At 33.0% G+C, this 16,104-nt stretch carries 16 protein-coding genes; 4 read left to right on the top strand and 12 right to left on the bottom strand.

The genetic code is table 11. The features are described from left to right. Position 1 precedes the first annotated feature (1 nt). Both RH81_RS06910 and gcvP read right to left on the bottom strand, forming a co-directional pair. The gene (locus RH81_RS06910; protein ID WP_033959261.1) at positions 2 to 1,060 is read right to left on the bottom strand and encodes a 3-oxoacyl-ACP synthase III family protein; all 1,059 of its coding nucleotides are present in this window, start codon (positions 1,058 to 1,060) and stop codon (positions 2 to 4) included. 108 nt (positions 1,061 to 1,168) lie between these two features. Further along, positions 1,169 to 4,018, bottom strand: coding sequence for an aminomethyl-transferring glycine dehydrogenase (gcvP, locus tag RH81_RS06905; protein WP_033959259.1), 2,850 nt, complete (start codon positions 4,016 to 4,018; stop codon positions 1,169 to 1,171). A gap of 122 nt (positions 4,019 to 4,140) precedes the next feature. Here gcvP and RH81_RS06900 point away from each other — a divergent pair, with 122 nt between their 5' ends. Next, the gene (locus tag RH81_RS06900; RefSeq protein WP_033959257.1) at positions 4,141 to 4,974 is read left to right on the top strand and encodes a UbiA prenyltransferase family protein; all 834 of its coding nucleotides are present in this window, start codon (positions 4,141 to 4,143) and stop codon (positions 4,972 to 4,974) included. Here the strand turns inward: RH81_RS06900 and RH81_RS06895 are convergent. The 10 genes from RH81_RS06895 to RH81_RS06850 all read right to left on the bottom strand — a co-directional run bounded on the left by RH81_RS06895 (position 4,957) and on the right by RH81_RS06850 (position 12,935). Then, positions 4,957 to 5,208, bottom strand: coding sequence for a hypothetical protein (locus tag RH81_RS06895; protein ID WP_033959256.1), 252 nt, complete (start codon positions 5,206 to 5,208; stop codon positions 4,957 to 4,959). The genes RH81_RS06900 and RH81_RS06895 overlap by 18 nt on opposite strands. Before the next feature lie 2 nt (positions 5,209 to 5,210). Further along, entirely contained in the window at positions 5,211 to 5,762 is a 552-nt protein-coding gene (locus RH81_RS06890) for a sigma-70 family RNA polymerase sigma factor (RefSeq protein ID WP_033959358.1), read from the bottom strand. A 43-nt stretch (positions 5,763 to 5,805) separates the two neighbouring features. Further along, positions 5,806 to 6,708, bottom strand: coding sequence for a TIGR01777 family oxidoreductase (locus RH81_RS06885; RefSeq protein ID WP_033959253.1), 903 nt, complete (start codon positions 6,706 to 6,708; stop codon positions 5,806 to 5,808). Between the two features lie 8 nt (positions 6,709 to 6,716). Further along, entirely contained in the window at positions 6,717 to 7,592 is an 876-nt protein-coding gene (locus RH81_RS06880; protein ID WP_033959252.1) for a methyltransferase domain-containing protein, read from the bottom strand. 26 nt (positions 7,593 to 7,618) lie between these two features. After that, the gene (locus RH81_RS06875) at positions 7,619 to 8,044 is read right to left on the bottom strand and encodes a hypothetical protein (protein ID WP_033959250.1); all 426 of its coding nucleotides are present in this window, start codon (positions 8,042 to 8,044) and stop codon (positions 7,619 to 7,621) included. After that, entirely contained in the window at positions 8,041 to 8,379 is a 339-nt protein-coding gene (locus RH81_RS06870) for a hypothetical protein (RefSeq protein WP_033959248.1), read from the bottom strand. Before RH81_RS06870 ends, RH81_RS06875 begins: the two co-directional genes overlap by 4 nt. A gap of 53 nt (positions 8,380 to 8,432) precedes the next feature. Further along, positions 8,433 to 8,936: a GbsR/MarR family transcriptional regulator gene (locus RH81_RS06865; protein WP_033959245.1), complete on the bottom strand. Its 504-nt coding sequence runs from the start codon at positions 8,934 to 8,936 to the stop codon at positions 8,433 to 8,435. 113 nt (positions 8,937 to 9,049) lie between these two features. After that, the gene (locus RH81_RS06860) at positions 9,050 to 11,077 is read right to left on the bottom strand and encodes a M3 family metallopeptidase (RefSeq protein ID WP_033959242.1); all 2,028 of its coding nucleotides are present in this window, start codon (positions 11,075 to 11,077) and stop codon (positions 9,050 to 9,052) included. 218 nt (positions 11,078 to 11,295) lie between these two features. Beyond that, positions 11,296 to 11,778, bottom strand: a complete 483-nt coding sequence (gene purE / locus RH81_RS06855) for a 5-(carboxyamino)imidazole ribonucleotide mutase (RefSeq protein ID WP_033959239.1) — start codon at positions 11,776 to 11,778, stop codon at positions 11,296 to 11,298. 2 nt (positions 11,779 to 11,780) lie between these two features. After that, the gene (locus RH81_RS06850; RefSeq protein ID WP_033959357.1) at positions 11,781 to 12,935 is read right to left on the bottom strand and encodes a 5-(carboxyamino)imidazole ribonucleotide synthase; all 1,155 of its coding nucleotides are present in this window, start codon (positions 12,933 to 12,935) and stop codon (positions 11,781 to 11,783) included. 143 nt (positions 12,936 to 13,078) lie between these two features. Here RH81_RS06850 and RH81_RS16745 point away from each other — a divergent pair, with 143 nt between their 5' ends. From RH81_RS16745 to RH81_RS06835, 3 genes are all read left to right on the top strand, one after another. After that, positions 13,079 to 14,188 carry an adenylate kinase gene (locus RH81_RS16745; RefSeq protein ID WP_081988240.1) on the top strand — a complete coding sequence of 370 codons (1,110 nt, stop codon included), beginning with the start codon at positions 13,079 to 13,081 and terminating at the stop codon, positions 14,186 to 14,188. A gap of 128 nt (positions 14,189 to 14,316) precedes the next feature. Next, positions 14,317 to 15,315 carry a GTPase ObgE gene (gene obgE / locus RH81_RS06840; protein WP_033959238.1) on the top strand — a complete coding sequence of 333 codons (999 nt, stop codon included), beginning with the start codon at positions 14,317 to 14,319 and terminating at the stop codon, positions 15,313 to 15,315. Between the two features lie 61 nt (positions 15,316 to 15,376). Further along, positions 15,377 to 16,090, top strand: a complete 714-nt coding sequence (locus tag RH81_RS06835; protein ID WP_241478965.1) for an ion transporter — start codon at positions 15,377 to 15,379, stop codon at positions 16,088 to 16,090. Positions 16,091 to 16,104 lie beyond the last annotated feature (14 nt).

Raw genomic sequence — 16,104 nt, 5'->3', positions numbered from 1 at the left:
TTTAATGCTTGTAAACAATTGCATTAATATTCATTCCAGCACCAACACTTGCAAACAATATCACATCACCTTTATTGATTTCTTGATTTTCAAGTTTACCTTTCAAAATCATATCATACAACGTAGGTACGGTTGCTACACTAGAATTTCCAAGAGTGTTTATGGTCATTGGCATAATGCCTTCTGGCATTTCCATATTATGAAGCTTATAAAATCGTTTAACGATGGCTTCATCCATTTTTTCATTGGCTTGATGAATCAATATTTTTTTAACATCATTAATACCGTAACCACTTTTTTCTAAGCATGATTTTAAGGCTAGAGGTACATTAGTTAAAGCAAATTCATAAATCTTGCGACCATACATTTTAATATATCTACGTTGATCTGTGATCTCTGGATGATTGGTTTCACCAAAGTATATAAAATGCGCTTCATCATATGTGAATGTGGCAGTTTCGTGAGCTATAATTCCACCATCTTCTTCAGATTCTTCAACAATAACAGCACCTGCGCCATCACTATAAATCATAGAATCACGATCATGTTTGTCAACAACACGAGATAGAGTCTCAGTACCAATAACTAAGCATCGTTTTGCGATACCTGATGAAATAAATGCTTTTGCTTGAATCACACCTTCTATCCATCCAGGACATCCAAACAGTAAATCATAACCAACACATTTTGGATTTTTAATTTTTAATAAATGCTTTACTCTTGAGGCTATACTAGGTACAGTATCACTTTGTTCTGCATTATGTTTAACATCACCATAGTTGTGAGCAACAATGATATAATCTAATGTTTCTTTGTCAATTTTAGCATCAGCGATAGTTTTTTCAGCTGCAAAAAAGGCAATATCAGAATTTAATAGGTCAGATTTTATATAACGCCTTTCCTGAATTCCTGTAATGGCTTTAAATTTATCAACGATAATTTCATTTGGACTATTAATCGTTGAACCATCTGCATTTAAAAATTCATGGTTATAGAAATCTTCGTTCTTTTCAATACGACTAGGAATAAAACTTCCAGTACCTGTTATCTTAATACTCATAAATTGTGATTTCTGATTTAGAATCATAAATGTTAAAAGGCAATATACTAACATTAAATGAAACGTTAATATTTTGCCTTTTGTTTTTACGATGTTCAAACGCTTGAATTAAGCCTCCATGTAAGCTTCAATTGGAGCACAAGTACAAATTAAATTTCTGTCGCCATAGGCATCGTCTACTCGACGAACACTTGGCCAAAATTTGTTATCTCTTACATAGTCTAGTGGGAAAGCCGCTTGCTGACGAGTATAAGGCAGTAACCATTCATCATCAGTTATCATACTCATGGTATGTGGTGCGTTTTTCAGCATGTTATTATTATCGTCTTTAGATACGCTATCAATTTCATGTCTAATAGAAATCATAGCATCACAAAAACGATCCATTTCTTGCTTGCTTTCACTTTCTGTAGGTTCAATCATCATAGTTCCTGCAACAGGGAATGATACCGTTGGAGCATGAAAACCATAATCCATTAAACGTTTTGCGATATCTACAACTTCAACACCATTAACTTTAAAAGGCCTGCAGTCGATTATCATTTCATGAGCAGCACGTCCAAGTTCTCCAGAATACAATGTTTCATAAGACCCTTCTAAGCGTTTCTTGATATAATTAGCATTAAGAATTGCAACTTCAGTAGAGCGTTTTAATCCTGATGCACCTAACATTTTGATGTAACCATATGAAATTAAACATGCTAATGAAGAGCCAAAAGGAGCAGCAGAAATTGCCGTAATAGCTTGCTTTCCTCCAGTTTTCACTAATGGATTTCCTGGTAAAAAAGGAACCAATTGTTTTGCAACACATATTGGTCCTACACCTGGTCCACCACCTCCATGAGGTATTGCAAATGTTTTGTGTAAGTTAAGATGACAAACATCTGCACCAATGTTTCCAGGATTAGTTAATCCTACTTGAGCATTCATGTTTGCGCCATCCATATAAACTTGCCCACCATTATCATGAATAATTTGAGTAATGTCTTTTATTGAAGCTTCATAAACACCATGTGTTGAAGGATAAGTAACCATAAGTGCTGCAAGATTGTCTTTATGTAGCTCGGCTTTCTCTCTTAAATCATCAACATCAATATTTCCTTCTTCAGTAGATTTTGTAACTACTACTTTCATTCCTGCCATTACTGCACTTGCTGGATTTGTTCCGTGTGCAGATGATGGAATAATACAAATGTTTCTATGTTTTTCGTCACGAGATTCGTGATACGCTCTTATAACCATTAATCCTGCAAATTCGCCTTGAGCTCCCGAATTAGGTTGCAAAGATGTGCCAGCAAATCCTGTAATCTCTGTTAGTTGGTCTTCTAACTCTTTTAAAACGGTTTGATAGCCTTTAGTTTGCTCAATTGGTGCAAAGGGATGAATTTTCCCCCATTTAAACCAGCTTAAAGGTAGCATTTCAGAAGCTGCATTAAGTTTCATAGTACATGAGCCTAATGAGATCATGGAATGATTTAGAGCTAAATCCTTTCGTTCTAATTGTTTGATGTAGCGCATTAATTCTGTTTCAGAATGATGCGAATTAAATACAGGTTCTTGTAAAAATGTAGATTGACGTCTCAATGGACTATCAATTGCGTTTTCATCTGAAAGTTTACCAATTTTGGTAGCTTCTTTCTTTATGCTTTTCGCGAAAATTGCAACTATTTTATTTAGCTCCTCAAGAGTTGTAGGTTCATTTATCGATAACACAACCTCATGTGCATTAGGATAATGGAAGTTCATTTTTTTGCTTTCTGCTTCTGCTTTTATAGCATTTACATCTGCTTTAAAGTGAAGTGTATCAAAAAATGAACTATTCGTTTGTTCAAATCCTAAATCTTGAATTGCATTTGATACAGTAACTGCTTTATTATGGATGTTATTAGCAATAAATTCTAAACCTTTTGGTCCATGATATACTGTATACATTCCAGCCATTACAGCAAGTAAAACCTGAGCAGTACAAATGTTTGATGTTGCTTTGTCACGTTTTATATGTTGCTCACGAGTTTGTAGTGCCATACGCAAAGCTCTATTTCCGTTCGCATCCTTAGTCACACCAATAATACGACCTGGAATATCTCTTTTATATGCTTCTTTAGTTGCAAAGTAAGCGGCATGTGGACCACCATAACCCATAGGGATACCAAAACGTTGTGTGGTACCAACTACGACATCTGCACCAAATTTACCAGGAGCTTCAAGTTTAACTAAGCTCATGATATCCGCAGCAACAGCGACTTTTATACGAGATGAATTTGCTTTTTCTATAAATGATTTAATGTCAGTTATTTGCCCATGTTTTCCTGGGTACTGTAAAATAGCACCAAAGAAATCTTCAGTAAAATCGAAGTCTTCTTCTTTACCAATAACTAATTCAATACCAATTGGAGCAGATCTAGTTTGCAATAAGGATAGTGTCTGCGGAAGGATGTTTTCAGAAACAAAAAACTTATTTATTCCAGCCTTTTTTTGATCTCTTTCACGAACAGAAAACAATAAACTCATTGCTTCTGCTACAGCAGTACTTTCATCTAAAAGTGATGCGTTAGCAATTTCCATTCCAGTAAGTTCAGTAACCATGGTTTGGAAATTCAACAAAGCTTCTAAACGACCTTGTGCAATTTCTGCTTGGTATGGAGTATAAGCAGTATACCAACCTGGATTTTCTAAAATATTACGTTGAATTACAGCAGGCATAATGGTTGGGTGGTAACCTAAACCTATATATGTTTTGAAAACTTTGTTTTTCTTTGAAAGATTGTAAATGTGGAGCAAATATTCTTGCTCGCTCATTGGTTCGTCAAGATCTAATTCTGATTTTAAACGAATGCCGTCTGGAATTGTTTCATGGAGTAATTGTTCCATAGAATCCACACCAACCTTTTGTAACATTTGCTTTTGATCCTCTTCTCTAGGACCAATGTGACGAAGTGAAAAATCTGCTGTATTCATTAATTATTTGAGTTGAATTTTATTTTCGCAAAATTAAGCAATTATTGACCTTTAATTGTTAACGAAAATGAAACTTTTCAACCATTTGAATCGGTTATTAACAGTTTCCCTATTTTTGTGATATGCGTGCTTTAAAATCGGTATTTGATTTTTACATCAATAGTAGTGTCCATGTGGCTTTGGCTATTGTAGCAATGTCTTATGTTACTTGTTTAGAATTTGGCGCGTCTGTTGATATAAATGTGTTGAGTTTTATTGGATTTGCTTCCATAACTGGATACAACTTTGTAAAGTACTTTGGATTAGCAAAATTTCATCATAGAAGCTTATCAAGTAAACTAAAGGCAATACAAGTCTTTTCTCTATTATGTTTTTTGGTTATGTGCTTTTTTGCAGTACAATTAAATAAGGCATCTCTAATTGCTATTTTGATTTTTGGTGTTGTGACGTTTTTATATGCTATCCCATTATTGCCTAATCGAATTTTCATTGATAAAAAGAAACAGTTGCGAAGTATAAGCGGTCTTAAAGTTTACATTATAGCAATGGTGTGGTCGGGAGTTACTGTTTTTTTACCGTTAATTAATGATGAATTTGATATAAATGATGATGTTGTTATAAGTGCAATTCAACGTTTTATTTTTGTTATTGTTTTAATGCTGCCATTTGAAATTAGGGATTTAAACTACGATAGTTTAAAATTGTCTACAATTCCACAGCGAATAGGAGTGAGCCGAACAAAAGTAATTGGAATACTATTATTGTTTTTATTACTGGCCTTAGAATATTTTAAAGACGATATCAACCTCAATAACACACTATCTCTAGTTTTAATTGTTGTTGCAACCTTGTTGTTTTTGAATTTTTCGACTAAGAAACAGGGACAATATTATAGTTCGTTTTGGGTGGAGAGTTTACCGATTTGGTGGGTAATCTTATTATTGATGTTTAGCTAATTCTTGTTCAAAAGCAGATTTTAAGCTTTCTTTAGCTGAAGGATCCATTGAGACAGGATCTTTAGTTACGATTTTTGTTAATCGTGCATTTCGCTTTGTGTATTTTCTGCACATATTGCAATAAATTAAATGGATATTTAATTTTATTTTTTCCCATAATGTAGCTTCCTTGTATTGTGTTTTATCACAAACATGATTCGCTTCATCACACGGAATTATTATTTTGTTACTCATTATTAAAACCAAGTTTTTTCAAGGCAACTTGCCATAGCTACTCGCGCTCTATGAATAATTACCCATAGATTAGACGCAGTAATATTTAATTCATTACAAATGGCCTCAGTTTCATAGTTTAGGATTGTTTTCATTTCGAAGACCTGCGCTTGTTTTTCTGGTAGTTTTTCTAGACAATTATTAATAGCATTACCTAATTCGGTGTTTTCAATGCTATCTTCGGCAGTTTTATCAAAAGGATCAGCTACTCGCTCTTCCAGCCAATCACCTTCGCTTTCATCTGTATTATATGTCATTCTAACTTCAGCTTTCCCCTTGTTAGAATTAATCTTTCGGTAATGATCTATTACTTTACGTTTTAAAATGGAAATAAGCCACGTACGTTCACTTGCCTCGCCTTTAAAATTTTTCATAGATTTTAAACCAGCCACAAAAGTATCTTGCACTAAATCTTTAGCAATTTCTCTGTCATTTACCCGCGTAATGGTGTAATTAAAAAGATAATCGGAATATAGTTTAATCCACTGATTAGGATCTATGACGTGTTTTGACATTTCTCTTTCTGAAATTTTCATTTCAAAAATAAGGAATAATACATTACAATCGTAATAAATCTGATAAGGCCCTTTCTATTTTTATGTATTGAAATTTAAATCCGTGATTTAATAATCGATGAGGAACGACGTTCCTGCTTTTTAGTACTAGTTCAGCTTCTGTTCCAATCAGTTTAGCTCCAAGTTTAATGAGCCATTCAGGGTGAGAAATTCCTATAGAAGTTCTCATGACTTTTCTAAAGCTTTTCATTAGTGTTTTATTATCAGTTGGTATCGGAACCGAAAGATTAAAATTACCATCTAAAGCTTTATTATTTATTAGGAATTCTAATGCCCTTGCAAAATCTAACTCATGAATCCAACTCACTTTTTGAGAACCAGTACCTTGTTTTCCGCCTAAGCCAAACTGTACAAGATTTTTTAAAGGAATAGTTGCACCACCATTTCTCCCCATTACAATTGAAGTCCTCATAACTATTTTTCGAGTATTAGGATTAGTTATAGAGTAAAAAGCATGTTCCCATGATTTAGCAATGTTCATAGAAAAATCATTTCCTATTTCTCCATTATCTTCAGTCATTTCTAAATCTAAAGAGTGTCTGTAAATTGTTGCTGTTGAAGAATTAATCCAAATTTCTGGCGGATTATCACATACATTAATTGCTAATCCTAATGCAAGAGTAGAATCTATTCTTGAATCGTGTATCTTTTTCCTGTTTTCTTCAGTATACCTGCAGTCTACCGATTTACCTGTAAGGTTGATTAATATATCAGTTTCTTCTAAAATAGAAGTCCATTTTTGTAAATCTTTTGCGTTCCAGTAAATATGGTTTTCTTTTTTTGGAGACCTAGTTAAAATATAGACTTTATAATCTTTTTTTGAAAAGTAGTTTTCAAGAACTTGACCTAAAAATCCAGTTCCTCCTGCTATGGTTATTGTTTTCATTTTCTTTTTTATTTCGTTGCTGTAATAATGTAGTACCCAAAACTCTTCATGTGTAATCCTGAAAGTAAAGCATAAAAAGATCCTTTAAGGTTATGAAGGCTTTCTCTTTTTAGAGATTTGGTATTCCATAGTTTTTTGAGTGCAAATCCAACAATTGCAAATGGGACATGCAATACTGAAGGAGCTACCCTGAATGAGACATCTTCTATTTTTACATTCGAAAAACCAACTTGTTTTAGTTCTTGCTCATAGTTATGAATCTGTTCTAATTTTTCTAAACTCCAGTGATCACATAATCTATGATATGCAAAATGACTTCCATAACATAATTGAGATACTTCTTTTTTCAAAAACGCATCAGCAATTACTAGTTTACCCTTAGGTTTTAGAACTCTAAATGCTTCTTTTATTGATTTTTTATCATGACCAGAGTGACAGAAACTTTCGATAGCTACTGCACTGTCAAAAGAGTTAGATTGAAAAGTTGTATCGTTATAATTTTCCTTTAAAATGATACCATTTTTTCCTTTAAGTAATTCATTACCTTGTTTTAGTTGAAACTCAGACAATGTCACACCATAGGCAATTAGATTTTTAAATTGTTTTAAAGCATGCCTCATTGTTGCTCCCATGCCGCAACCTAAATCAACTAAACGATGCTTTTGTGAGTCGATTTGTAAACGTTTCATGACTTGATTATTCATTTCATTGAGCATAGAGTCTCTTTTGAATATGTTGGTCTTAAACGGACTGAAATATCCAAAGTGCATATTGAAGTCTTTACTCCAAAATTCATAGTCTTCTGTAGCTTCGTTATAGAAATCAATCATTTCTATTCTGTTGATTTCTGGTTGTTCTTTATGTGATAAGCTAATTGATTTCATAATCTTATTTTTTTATGTTTATAATACTAGAAAACATTGTTTATGAATAGTAAAGAGTAGACAACAGCGAACAGAACAAAAAGAGTGTTCATTCCGTAGCTACCTATTTTGAACAGTCGCTTTTTTGGGATGTCATACATTGGATAATAAGCAATTTGAGTAGCAACTTTTCCTACCCAATATGCAGCAATCAATCCTGTTATCGCGATCGCTAAATGTGATTCGTTTTTTAAATCAGAAGGCAAAAGAATAGTAATCAGCCCAAATGAAAAGTTTAAGCCTTGAATGTATCTGCCATAAGTTTTAGCAATTTCCTGGTTTAAAGGTTTTAACTGTTTAACATCATTGTACCAATCAAAAACATGGTGTCTGATATATGGATAAATAAGTGCTGTGAAGATTTGGCCACATCCACCTAGGATGATTAACCAGTTTGGAATTTGAATGTTCATGATATATAATTTGTAGTTGATCGAAGTATGTAAACAAAGTATATTGCTATTGACATTGGAACAATGATAATTCCAAAAATGAAAGTGAAACTATCATTAAAGTTTGTCCAATCAATCAACCAGCATAAGCCATAACTGATTACTACTGTCCAGTAGATGTATAGTTGCTCTCTAGTTTTATTTGAAAATTTTTTCCAAAAAAGGAATAGGGTTAAAGCGCAAATAACCTGAATTGCACCAAGAACAATTTGTGCATATAGTCCAAATACTATAGTTAGATAAAGCGCTAATGTTATGATGAGTGCAATTTTGTTGATAAGGTATATTATTTTCATTTTAGTATGTTTTAAACTTTCAGAAAATATTGAAAGTATAGTTTAAATTTTTTTTATTTGATAAGTTTAATTAATGATTTAGTAATCCAGTTCTGTTTTTGATTCACGAGTTTGTTAATCATGGTGTCTGCATTAAGGGTTAAATCATGCAATGCTTTTGTTTGTTTAATCAATTCTTTGGTTTTGTCTGTGCCATCATCTTTAATTGAAGATAACTCATTTAGTACTTTTATTACTGGCTGGATTTCTCTGCGACTGCGTTCTTTCGCAATAATTCTTGTCAATTCTTGGACATCTTTTTCCGTAGTGAAATATTCTTTACGTTCACCTGGAATTAACTCTTTGGTTACAATTCCCCAATCCATTAACTGTCGTAAATTCATACTTGTATTTCCACGAGAGATCTGAAGCTCTGCCATAATATCTTCCATAGATAATGGTTTAATAGAAATAAAAAGTAATGCTTGAATTTGAGCCATTGCTTTGTTAATTCCCCAAAGAGAACCAAGGCTTCCCCAAGTACTTACAAACTTTATTTTGGCTTCTTCGTAATTCATTATCGTGATTTATAATACAAATATATGAAATATTTTAAACTTTCAATAATTATTGAAAGTTTATTATTAAAAAAATCAAGGACAAAGCTTGGATTCTTTTCTAAAAATGATTTTTATATCAATCCAGCGCGTTTCAACAAGGCTTCTGGTTGAGGTTCTTTTCCTCTGAAACGCTTGTATAAAGTCATTGGATCTTCAATACCTCCTTGAGATAAGACATGATCTTTAAATTTTTTTGCTACTTCTTTACTAAAGACACCTTCTTCTAAAAAGTATTCAAAAGCATCTGCATCTAATACTTCGGCCCATTTGTAACTGTAATATCCAGAGCTGTATCCACCTTGAAAAATATGTGAAAATGCGGTACTCATACAGTTTTCGGCTACATCAGGATAGAGTTTTGTGTTTTTGAAAACTTCGCTTTCATGAGCTTTTACTGAAGAGATAGAAGTTGGGTCTTGACCATGCCATGACATATCTAAAAGTCCGAAACTGATTTGTCTCAAGGTTTGCATACCTTCATGAAACGTCGCTGAAGCCTTTATTTTTTTTATGAGTTCCATCGGAATGAGTTCTCCAGTTTCATAATGCGTAGCAAATAATTCTAAAGCTTCTTTTTCATAACACCAATTTTCTAATACCTGACTTGGTAATTCTACAAAATCCCAAAACACACTTGTTCCTGATAAACTAGGATACGTTGTATTAGCTAGGATGCCATGAAGAGCATGTCCAAACTCGTGAAATAAAGTAGTGACTTCATTGAAGGTTAGGAGAGAAGGTTTGCTTTTTGTTGGTTTTGTAAAGTTGCAAACAATAGAAATATGAGGTCTGCTATTTTCTTCATTCTTTACGAATTGAGGTTTGTAAACTGTCATCCAAGCGCCATTTCGTTTTCCTGCTCTTGGAAAAAAATCAGCATAAAAAATGGAAACTAGGTTACCTTTTAAATCAGTTACTTTATAGGTTAAAACGTCTTCATGATACTTGTCAATGGTGTCAATCTCTTCAAATTTTAAGTCATACAAGCGTTCTGCAATTGTAAATGCGCCATCAATAACATTTTCTAATTTGAAATACGGTTTTAATTGTTCATCATCTAAACTGAATAATTTTTGTTTTAATTTTTCAGAATAATACGAACCATCCCATTTTTGAAGTTGATCAATCCCATCTGAATCTTTTGCAAAATCTTCTAGATTTTTGAATTCTCGTTCAGCTGCAGGTTTTGCCTTTTCTAAAAGTTCATTTAGAAAGTGTTGAACCGTTTCAGGTTTTTTAGCCATTCGTTCTTCGAGAACAAAATGTGCATGTGTTTTATAGCCTAAAAGATTTGCACGTTCATGACGCAGTTTTGCAATTTGTAATACATTATCTTGATTATCGAGTTCATTGCCTTTAAATGCTTTTGTTCCTGCCGCTATTGCTAATTTTTTTCTCAATTCACGATTCGTAGCATACGTCATAAATGGAATATAGCTTGGGTAATCTAAAGTAATTAACCAACCCTTTTTTTCTTGCGCTTCAGCCAATTGCTGTGCAGCCTCTTTTGCTCCTTCTGGCAGTCCAGCCAAATCTTCTTCATTTGTTAAATGCATTTCAAATGCATTTGTTTCTGCTAGGACATTTTCTCCAAACTTAAGTTTTAACTGACTTGATTTTTTGTCAATCTCACGTAAGCGTGTTTTTTTGTCATCAGTAAGATTGGCTCCATTTCTAGAAAAACCTTTATATTTTTTATCGAGAAGTGTCTTTTGTTCTGTTGTTAAATCTAAAGCGTCTTTTGTGTCGTAAACTACTTTAACACGTTTGAAAAGTGATTTATTTAAAGTAATATCATTACTGAATTCAGAAAGTAAAGGAGAGACTTCCTGAGCTATCTTTTGAATCTCGTCATTAGTTTCGGCACTATTTAGATTAAAGAAGATACTAGAAATTCTATCTAATCGTTCTCCAGAAAAATCCAAGGCTTCAATAGTGTTTTCAAAACTTGGTGCTTCAGAATTATTCGTAATTGCATCAATTTCTGCTTTGGCTTCTTTTATGGCTTGCAAAAATGCTGGTAAATAATCTTCATTTTTAATTTTTGAAAAAGGAGCAGTTTGATATGGTGTTTTGAAAGAAGTATTTAGAATTGTCATTTAGTTTTGTGAATTTATTACAAAAAGTGTTTAAATAGTGATAGTTATCTTACAATAATGCAAATTGTGAATTACTTTGTTCATTAGTTATCATAACTTTCTGAAAATATGATAAAATATATTTTACATTTGTCAAGAATTATTTTAAGAGTAATTAACCAACTCTATACAAATAATTGATTAATAGCTCTAAAACCTCGTTTCTATACGAGGTTTTTTTATTTTAAATCTTTAGAAGACTCAATCACTTTTGTTTTTAAACTCTCTTTATAAGCGATTATTGTATTTTGAATTGTTTGGTCTGAAGTTCCTATAATTTGGGCTGCTAGTATACCAGCATTTTTTGCTCCATTTAAGGCTACTGTTGCTACTGGAACTCCTCCAGGCATTTGTAAAATAGATAATACAGAATCCCAACCATCTATAGAATTGCTGCTTCTTACAGGGACACCAATAATAGGTAAAGGTGATAATGAAGCGACCATACCTGGTAAATGTGCTGCGCCTCCAGCTCCAGCTATTATAACATTTATGCCACGCTTATGTGCGTTTTTACCAAAATCGAACATTTTTTCTGGTGTTCTATGCGCTGAAACAATATCAACTTCAACGTCGATTTTAAATTCTTTCAAAATGTCAATAGCATCTTGCATGACTGGAAGATCACTTTTGCTTCCCATAATAATTGCTACTTTCCCCATAATTATTTACTTATAACTTTTATTGTATTCTTTACTACTTCTGCAATTTTTCTTGCTTCGTTTAGATCTTCATTTACAATGGTTACATGTCCCATTTTACGAAAAGGCCTAGTTTGCTTTTTTCCATAAATATGAGGCGTAACACCATCTAGTTTCATAATATCTTCGATATGTTCATAAACTACATCACCAGTATAACCTTCAGCGCCAACTAGATTTACCATGATACCACTAACTTTACTTTCGGTCTGTCCTAAAGGTAAATTTAAAATGGCACGTATATGTTGCTCAAATTGTGAAGTGTAGCTTGCTTCTATAGTTTGGTGACCTGAATTATGTGGTCTTGGAGCTACTTCATTCACTAAAATTTCATCCTCCTCAGTTTGAAACATTTCAACGGCTAGCAATCCGACATGATTAAAAGCTTGTGATACTTTTAAAGCGATATCTGTAGCTTTCTTTGCAACAGAATCCTCAATTCGTGCTGGACAAATAACGTATTCTACTTGGTTTGCTTCTGGATGGAATTCCATTTCAACAACAGGATAGGTTTTGATTTCTCCAGCTTCATTTCGTGCAACGATAACCGCTAATTCATTTTTAAATGGAATTAAATCTTCGGCAATACATTCTCCTTTAGGCAAGTTATCTAAATCTGAAAGCTGTCTAACAACTTTTACACCATTACCATCATAACCAAATTGAGCCGCTTTCCAAACAAATGGAAATTCTAATCCGCCATTATCAACCGCATCTTCAATTTCAGACAAATAAGCAAACCTGGTAAAGTCTGAGGTTGGAATTTGATGATCTCTATAAAATAATTTTTGTGTTGCCTTATTCTGAATGGTATGCAACGTTTTTGAAGATGGATAAACTTTTTTTCCTTCTTTTTCCAAAGCTTCTAAAGCATCAACATTTACATTTTCAATTTCAAAAGTTAGGATGTCAACTTGCTTACCAAAATTGTACACATCATCATAATTCATTAAATCCCCTTTGACGAATTTGTCACAAGCAATTTTACAAGGTGCTTCATCACTAGAATCCATCACATGAGTTGTAATGTCAAACTTTCTGGTCGTATACAGCATCATTTTGCCTAATTGACCTCCACCAAGAATACCGATTTTAAAATTTGAAGAAAAATAGTTCATAATCATTTACAGTGAAAACGGATATTTTCAATTTTATGTTACAAAAATACATTATAAAATAGAAAGCCATTGCAAAAATGGAATTCAAAAATCGGTAATCGACAATCTATTGATTATCTTTGCTTTTTTAAATCCAAAAACAAGTGATAAAGCTCAACGATTTATACTTTAAACCTTTTATTTCTGAAGCAGAAATAGATACTGCTGTACAGAGAATGGTTGATGAAGTTGCACATGATCTTCAAGACGAAGTGCCTGTGTTTGTAGGTATTTTAAATGGATCATTCATGTTTGTAAGTGATTTTGTAAAAAAATACCCTAAGCCATGTGAGGTTACGTTTATCAAGTTGGCATCTTACGAAGGCATCAAATCTTCCGAAGACATCCAAAGACTTATCGGATTAACTCAGGATTTAACGGGCAGAAAAGTGGTGATTCTTGAAGATATTATAGATTCTGGAAATACACTAGTCGAAGTTCATCGCATATTTGAGAATGAAAATGTGGGCGAGCTTAAAATTGCTACATTGTTTTACAAGCCTGAAGCTTATAAAAAAGATTTTAAATTACATTATGTAGGTCTCGAAATATCAAATAAATTCATAGTAGGTTATGGATTGGATTATGATGGATTAGGACGAGATTTACCAGAAATATATCAATTAAAAACAACACAACACATGACCAATTTAGTGCTATTTGGACCTCCAGGTGCAGGTAAAGGAACTCAAGCAGGATTTTTAAAAGAAAAATACAACCTTGTTCACATTTCTACAGGAGATGTGTTTCGATTCAATATAAAAAATGAAACGGCTTTAGGGATGTTAGCTAAATCCTATATGGATAAGGGAGAGTTGGTGCCAGATCAGGTTACAATTGATATGCTTAATGCTGAAGTTGAGAAAAATGCAGATGCTAAAGGTTTCATCTTTGACGGATTTCCAAGAACGAACGCTCAAGCTGAAGCACTTGATAAATTAATGGATACTAAAGATTCTCAAATTAATGCAATGATTGCATTAGAAGTTGATGATGAAGTGTTAGTTGGACGTCTATTAGAACGTGGAAAAACTAGTGGTAGAAAAGATGATGCTGATGAGTCCATTATTAGAAATAGAATAACTGAATACTACAAGAAAACAGCTATTTTAAAAAATTATTACTCAGCTCAAGATAAATATTTTGGTGTTGATGGAGTTGGTAGCATTACTGATATTACAGTGCGACTTAATGCTTTAATTGATAAATTATAATTAGACTTAATCGGTTAAACGATTTTAGATAATAAAAGAGAATATGACAGAAGATTTGAAATTAAAAGGAGGACAGCCAGTGGCTGTCAGGTATTTTTCAAACTAAAGTCCAAATTTAATAGATTATTATGACAGAAGGTAACTTCGTTGACTACGTAAAAGTGCAAGTATCTTCCGGGAAAGGAGGACAAGGCTCTTCGCATTTACATCGTGAAAAGTATATAGAAAAAGGAGGTCCAGATGGAGGAGATGGTGGTCGTGGAGGTCATATCATAATTCGTGGAAGTGAAAATTTATGGACCTTATTGCATCTCAAATTTAAACGTCACGCAAGAGCAGGTCATGGATCACATGGGAGCAAGAGTAGAAGTACAGGAGCTGATGGTGAAGATGTGTACATAGATGTGCCTTTAGGAACTGTAGTAAAAGATACTGAAACTGACGAAGTGCTTTTTGAAATCACAGAAGTTGGCGAAGAAAGTATCGTTGCTCAAGGTGGTCGTGGAGGATTAGGGAACTGGCATTTTAAAAGTTCTACAAATCAAACGCCTCGATATGCACAACCTGGTGAAGAATTAGAAGAGAAATATATTACTTTAGAACTTAAGGTACTAGCTGATGTTGGTTTAGTCGGGTTTCCTAATGCAGGAAAGTCTACTTTGTTATCTGTGGTAAGTGCTGCTAAACCTAAAATTGCTGATTATGAGTTTACAACTCTTAAGCCTAATTTAGGTATTGTAGAGTATCGTGACTATCAAACTTTTGTAATGGCAGATATTCCTGGGATTATTGAAGGAGCTGCTGAAGGGAAAGGTCTTGGTCATTATTTTTTACGTCATATAGAGCGTAATTCTATTTTACTGTTTATGATTCCTGCTGATGCTAAAGATATTCGTAAACAATATGATATATTATTAGATGAACTCAGACGTTACAATCCAGAAATGTTAGATAAGGAAAGGATGATTGCTATTTCAAAAAGTGACATGCTTGATGACGAGTTAGAAGCTGAAATGAAACAGGAATTAGATACAACTTTACCTGTCGATTATATGTTTATCTCTTCTATTGCACAAAAAGGAATTACACAATTAAAGGACAAGCTTTGGAAGATGCTTAATGATTAATGTGATACACTTTTGATTTTTCACATGTTAACAGTTAAATTTGAAGTAACTAACCAATTACATGATGAAAGAGAAAATTAAAAGTGTTGTAGAAATTAATGAAAATACTCTAAGTCGCTATTTCTCTTTTTTTATTCAGGCTTTAATTTTAATTTCTATTGTTACATTTTCGGTAGAAACCATTCCAAACCTTAAACCACAAACTATAGCGTTACTAAATGCTATAGAATTGTTTAGTGTTAGCGTATTTACGTTAGAATATCTTTTGCGAATTTATGTGGCAGATAGCAAGCCTAAGTTTATTTTTAGTTTTTTTGGTATCATCGATTTATTAGCTATTCTACCATTTTACTTATCATTTGGAATAGACTTACGTTCATTGAGAGCATTACGTTTTTTAAGATTATTCAGAATCCTAAAATTAGTCCGTTACAATAGAGCAATGAACCATTTTACTCGAGCTATAAAATCGGCTAAGGAAGAAATTTTATTGTTTATTTTTATTACTCTCATTCTTATCTATTTTGCAGCTGTAGGTATTTATTATTTTGAAAACGAAGCGCAGCCAGAACATTTTACTTCAATATTTGATAGCCTTTGGTGGGCAATTATTACGCTAACTACAGTAGGTTATGGTGATGTGTATCCAATAACAGTAGGAGGAAAGGTCTTTACATTTTTTATCTTAATGATCGGTTTAGGAATTGTGGCTATTCCAACAGGAATTATTTCTTCGGCACTCACTAAGTCAATTGATAATAAGGAAACGGAATAATTTTTGTTATATTT

It is taken from the genome of Psychroserpens jangbogonensis (genome assembly GCF_000797465.1).
GTDB lineage: Bacteria > Bacteroidota > Bacteroidia > Flavobacteriales > Flavobacteriaceae > Psychroserpens > Psychroserpens jangbogonensis.
Note: the sequence above shows the minus strand (reverse complement) of the source record. Positions and strands in the feature narration are given on the sequence as shown.

Excerpts from the sequence above, each read along its gene's own strand:
- RH81_RS06885 (WP_033959253.1), bottom strand. The coding sequence starts at position 6,708 with ATGAAAACAATAACCATAGCAGGAGGAACTGGATTTTTAGGTCAAGTT.
- RH81_RS06880 (WP_033959252.1), bottom strand. The coding sequence starts at position 7,592 with ATGAAATCAATTAGCTTATCACATAAAGAACAACCAGAAATCAACAGA.
- RH81_RS06900 (WP_033959257.1), top strand. The coding sequence starts at position 4,141 with ATGCGTGCTTTAAAATCGGTATTTGATTTTTACATCAATAGTAGTGTC.
- gcvP (WP_033959259.1), bottom strand. The coding sequence starts at position 4,018 with ATGAATACAGCAGATTTTTCACTTCGTCACATTGGTCCTAGAGAAGAG.
- RH81_RS06870 (WP_033959248.1), bottom strand. The coding sequence starts at position 8,379 with ATGAAAATAATATACCTTATCAACAAAATTGCACTCATCATAACATTA.
- RH81_RS06875 (WP_033959250.1), bottom strand. The coding sequence starts at position 8,044 with ATGAACATTCAAATTCCAAACTGGTTAATCATCCTAGGTGGATGTGGC.
- RH81_RS06835 (WP_241478965.1), top strand. The coding sequence starts at position 15,377 with ATGATGAAAGAGAAAATTAAAAGTGTTGTAGAAATTAATGAAAATACT.
- RH81_RS06890 (WP_033959358.1), bottom strand. The coding sequence starts at position 5,762 with ATGTCAAAACACGTCATAGATCCTAATCAGTGGATTAAACTATATTCC.
- obgE (WP_033959238.1), top strand. The coding sequence starts at position 14,317 with ATGACAGAAGGTAACTTCGTTGACTACGTAAAAGTGCAAGTATCTTCC.
- RH81_RS06910 (WP_033959261.1), bottom strand. The coding sequence starts at position 1,060 with ATGAGTATTAAGATAACAGGTACTGGAAGTTTTATTCCTAGTCGTATT.
- RH81_RS06860 (WP_033959242.1), bottom strand. The coding sequence starts at position 11,077 with ATGACAATTCTAAATACTTCTTTCAAAACACCATATCAAACTGCTCCT.
- RH81_RS06895 (WP_033959256.1), bottom strand. The coding sequence starts at position 5,208 with ATGAGTAACAAAATAATAATTCCGTGTGATGAAGCGAATCATGTTTGT.
- RH81_RS06850 (WP_033959357.1), bottom strand. The coding sequence starts at position 12,935 with ATGAACTATTTTTCTTCAAATTTTAAAATCGGTATTCTTGGTGGAGGT.
- RH81_RS06865 (WP_033959245.1), bottom strand. The coding sequence starts at position 8,936 with ATGAATTACGAAGAAGCCAAAATAAAGTTTGTAAGTACTTGGGGAAGC.
- purE (WP_033959239.1), bottom strand. The coding sequence starts at position 11,778 with ATGGGGAAAGTAGCAATTATTATGGGAAGCAAAAGTGATCTTCCAGTC.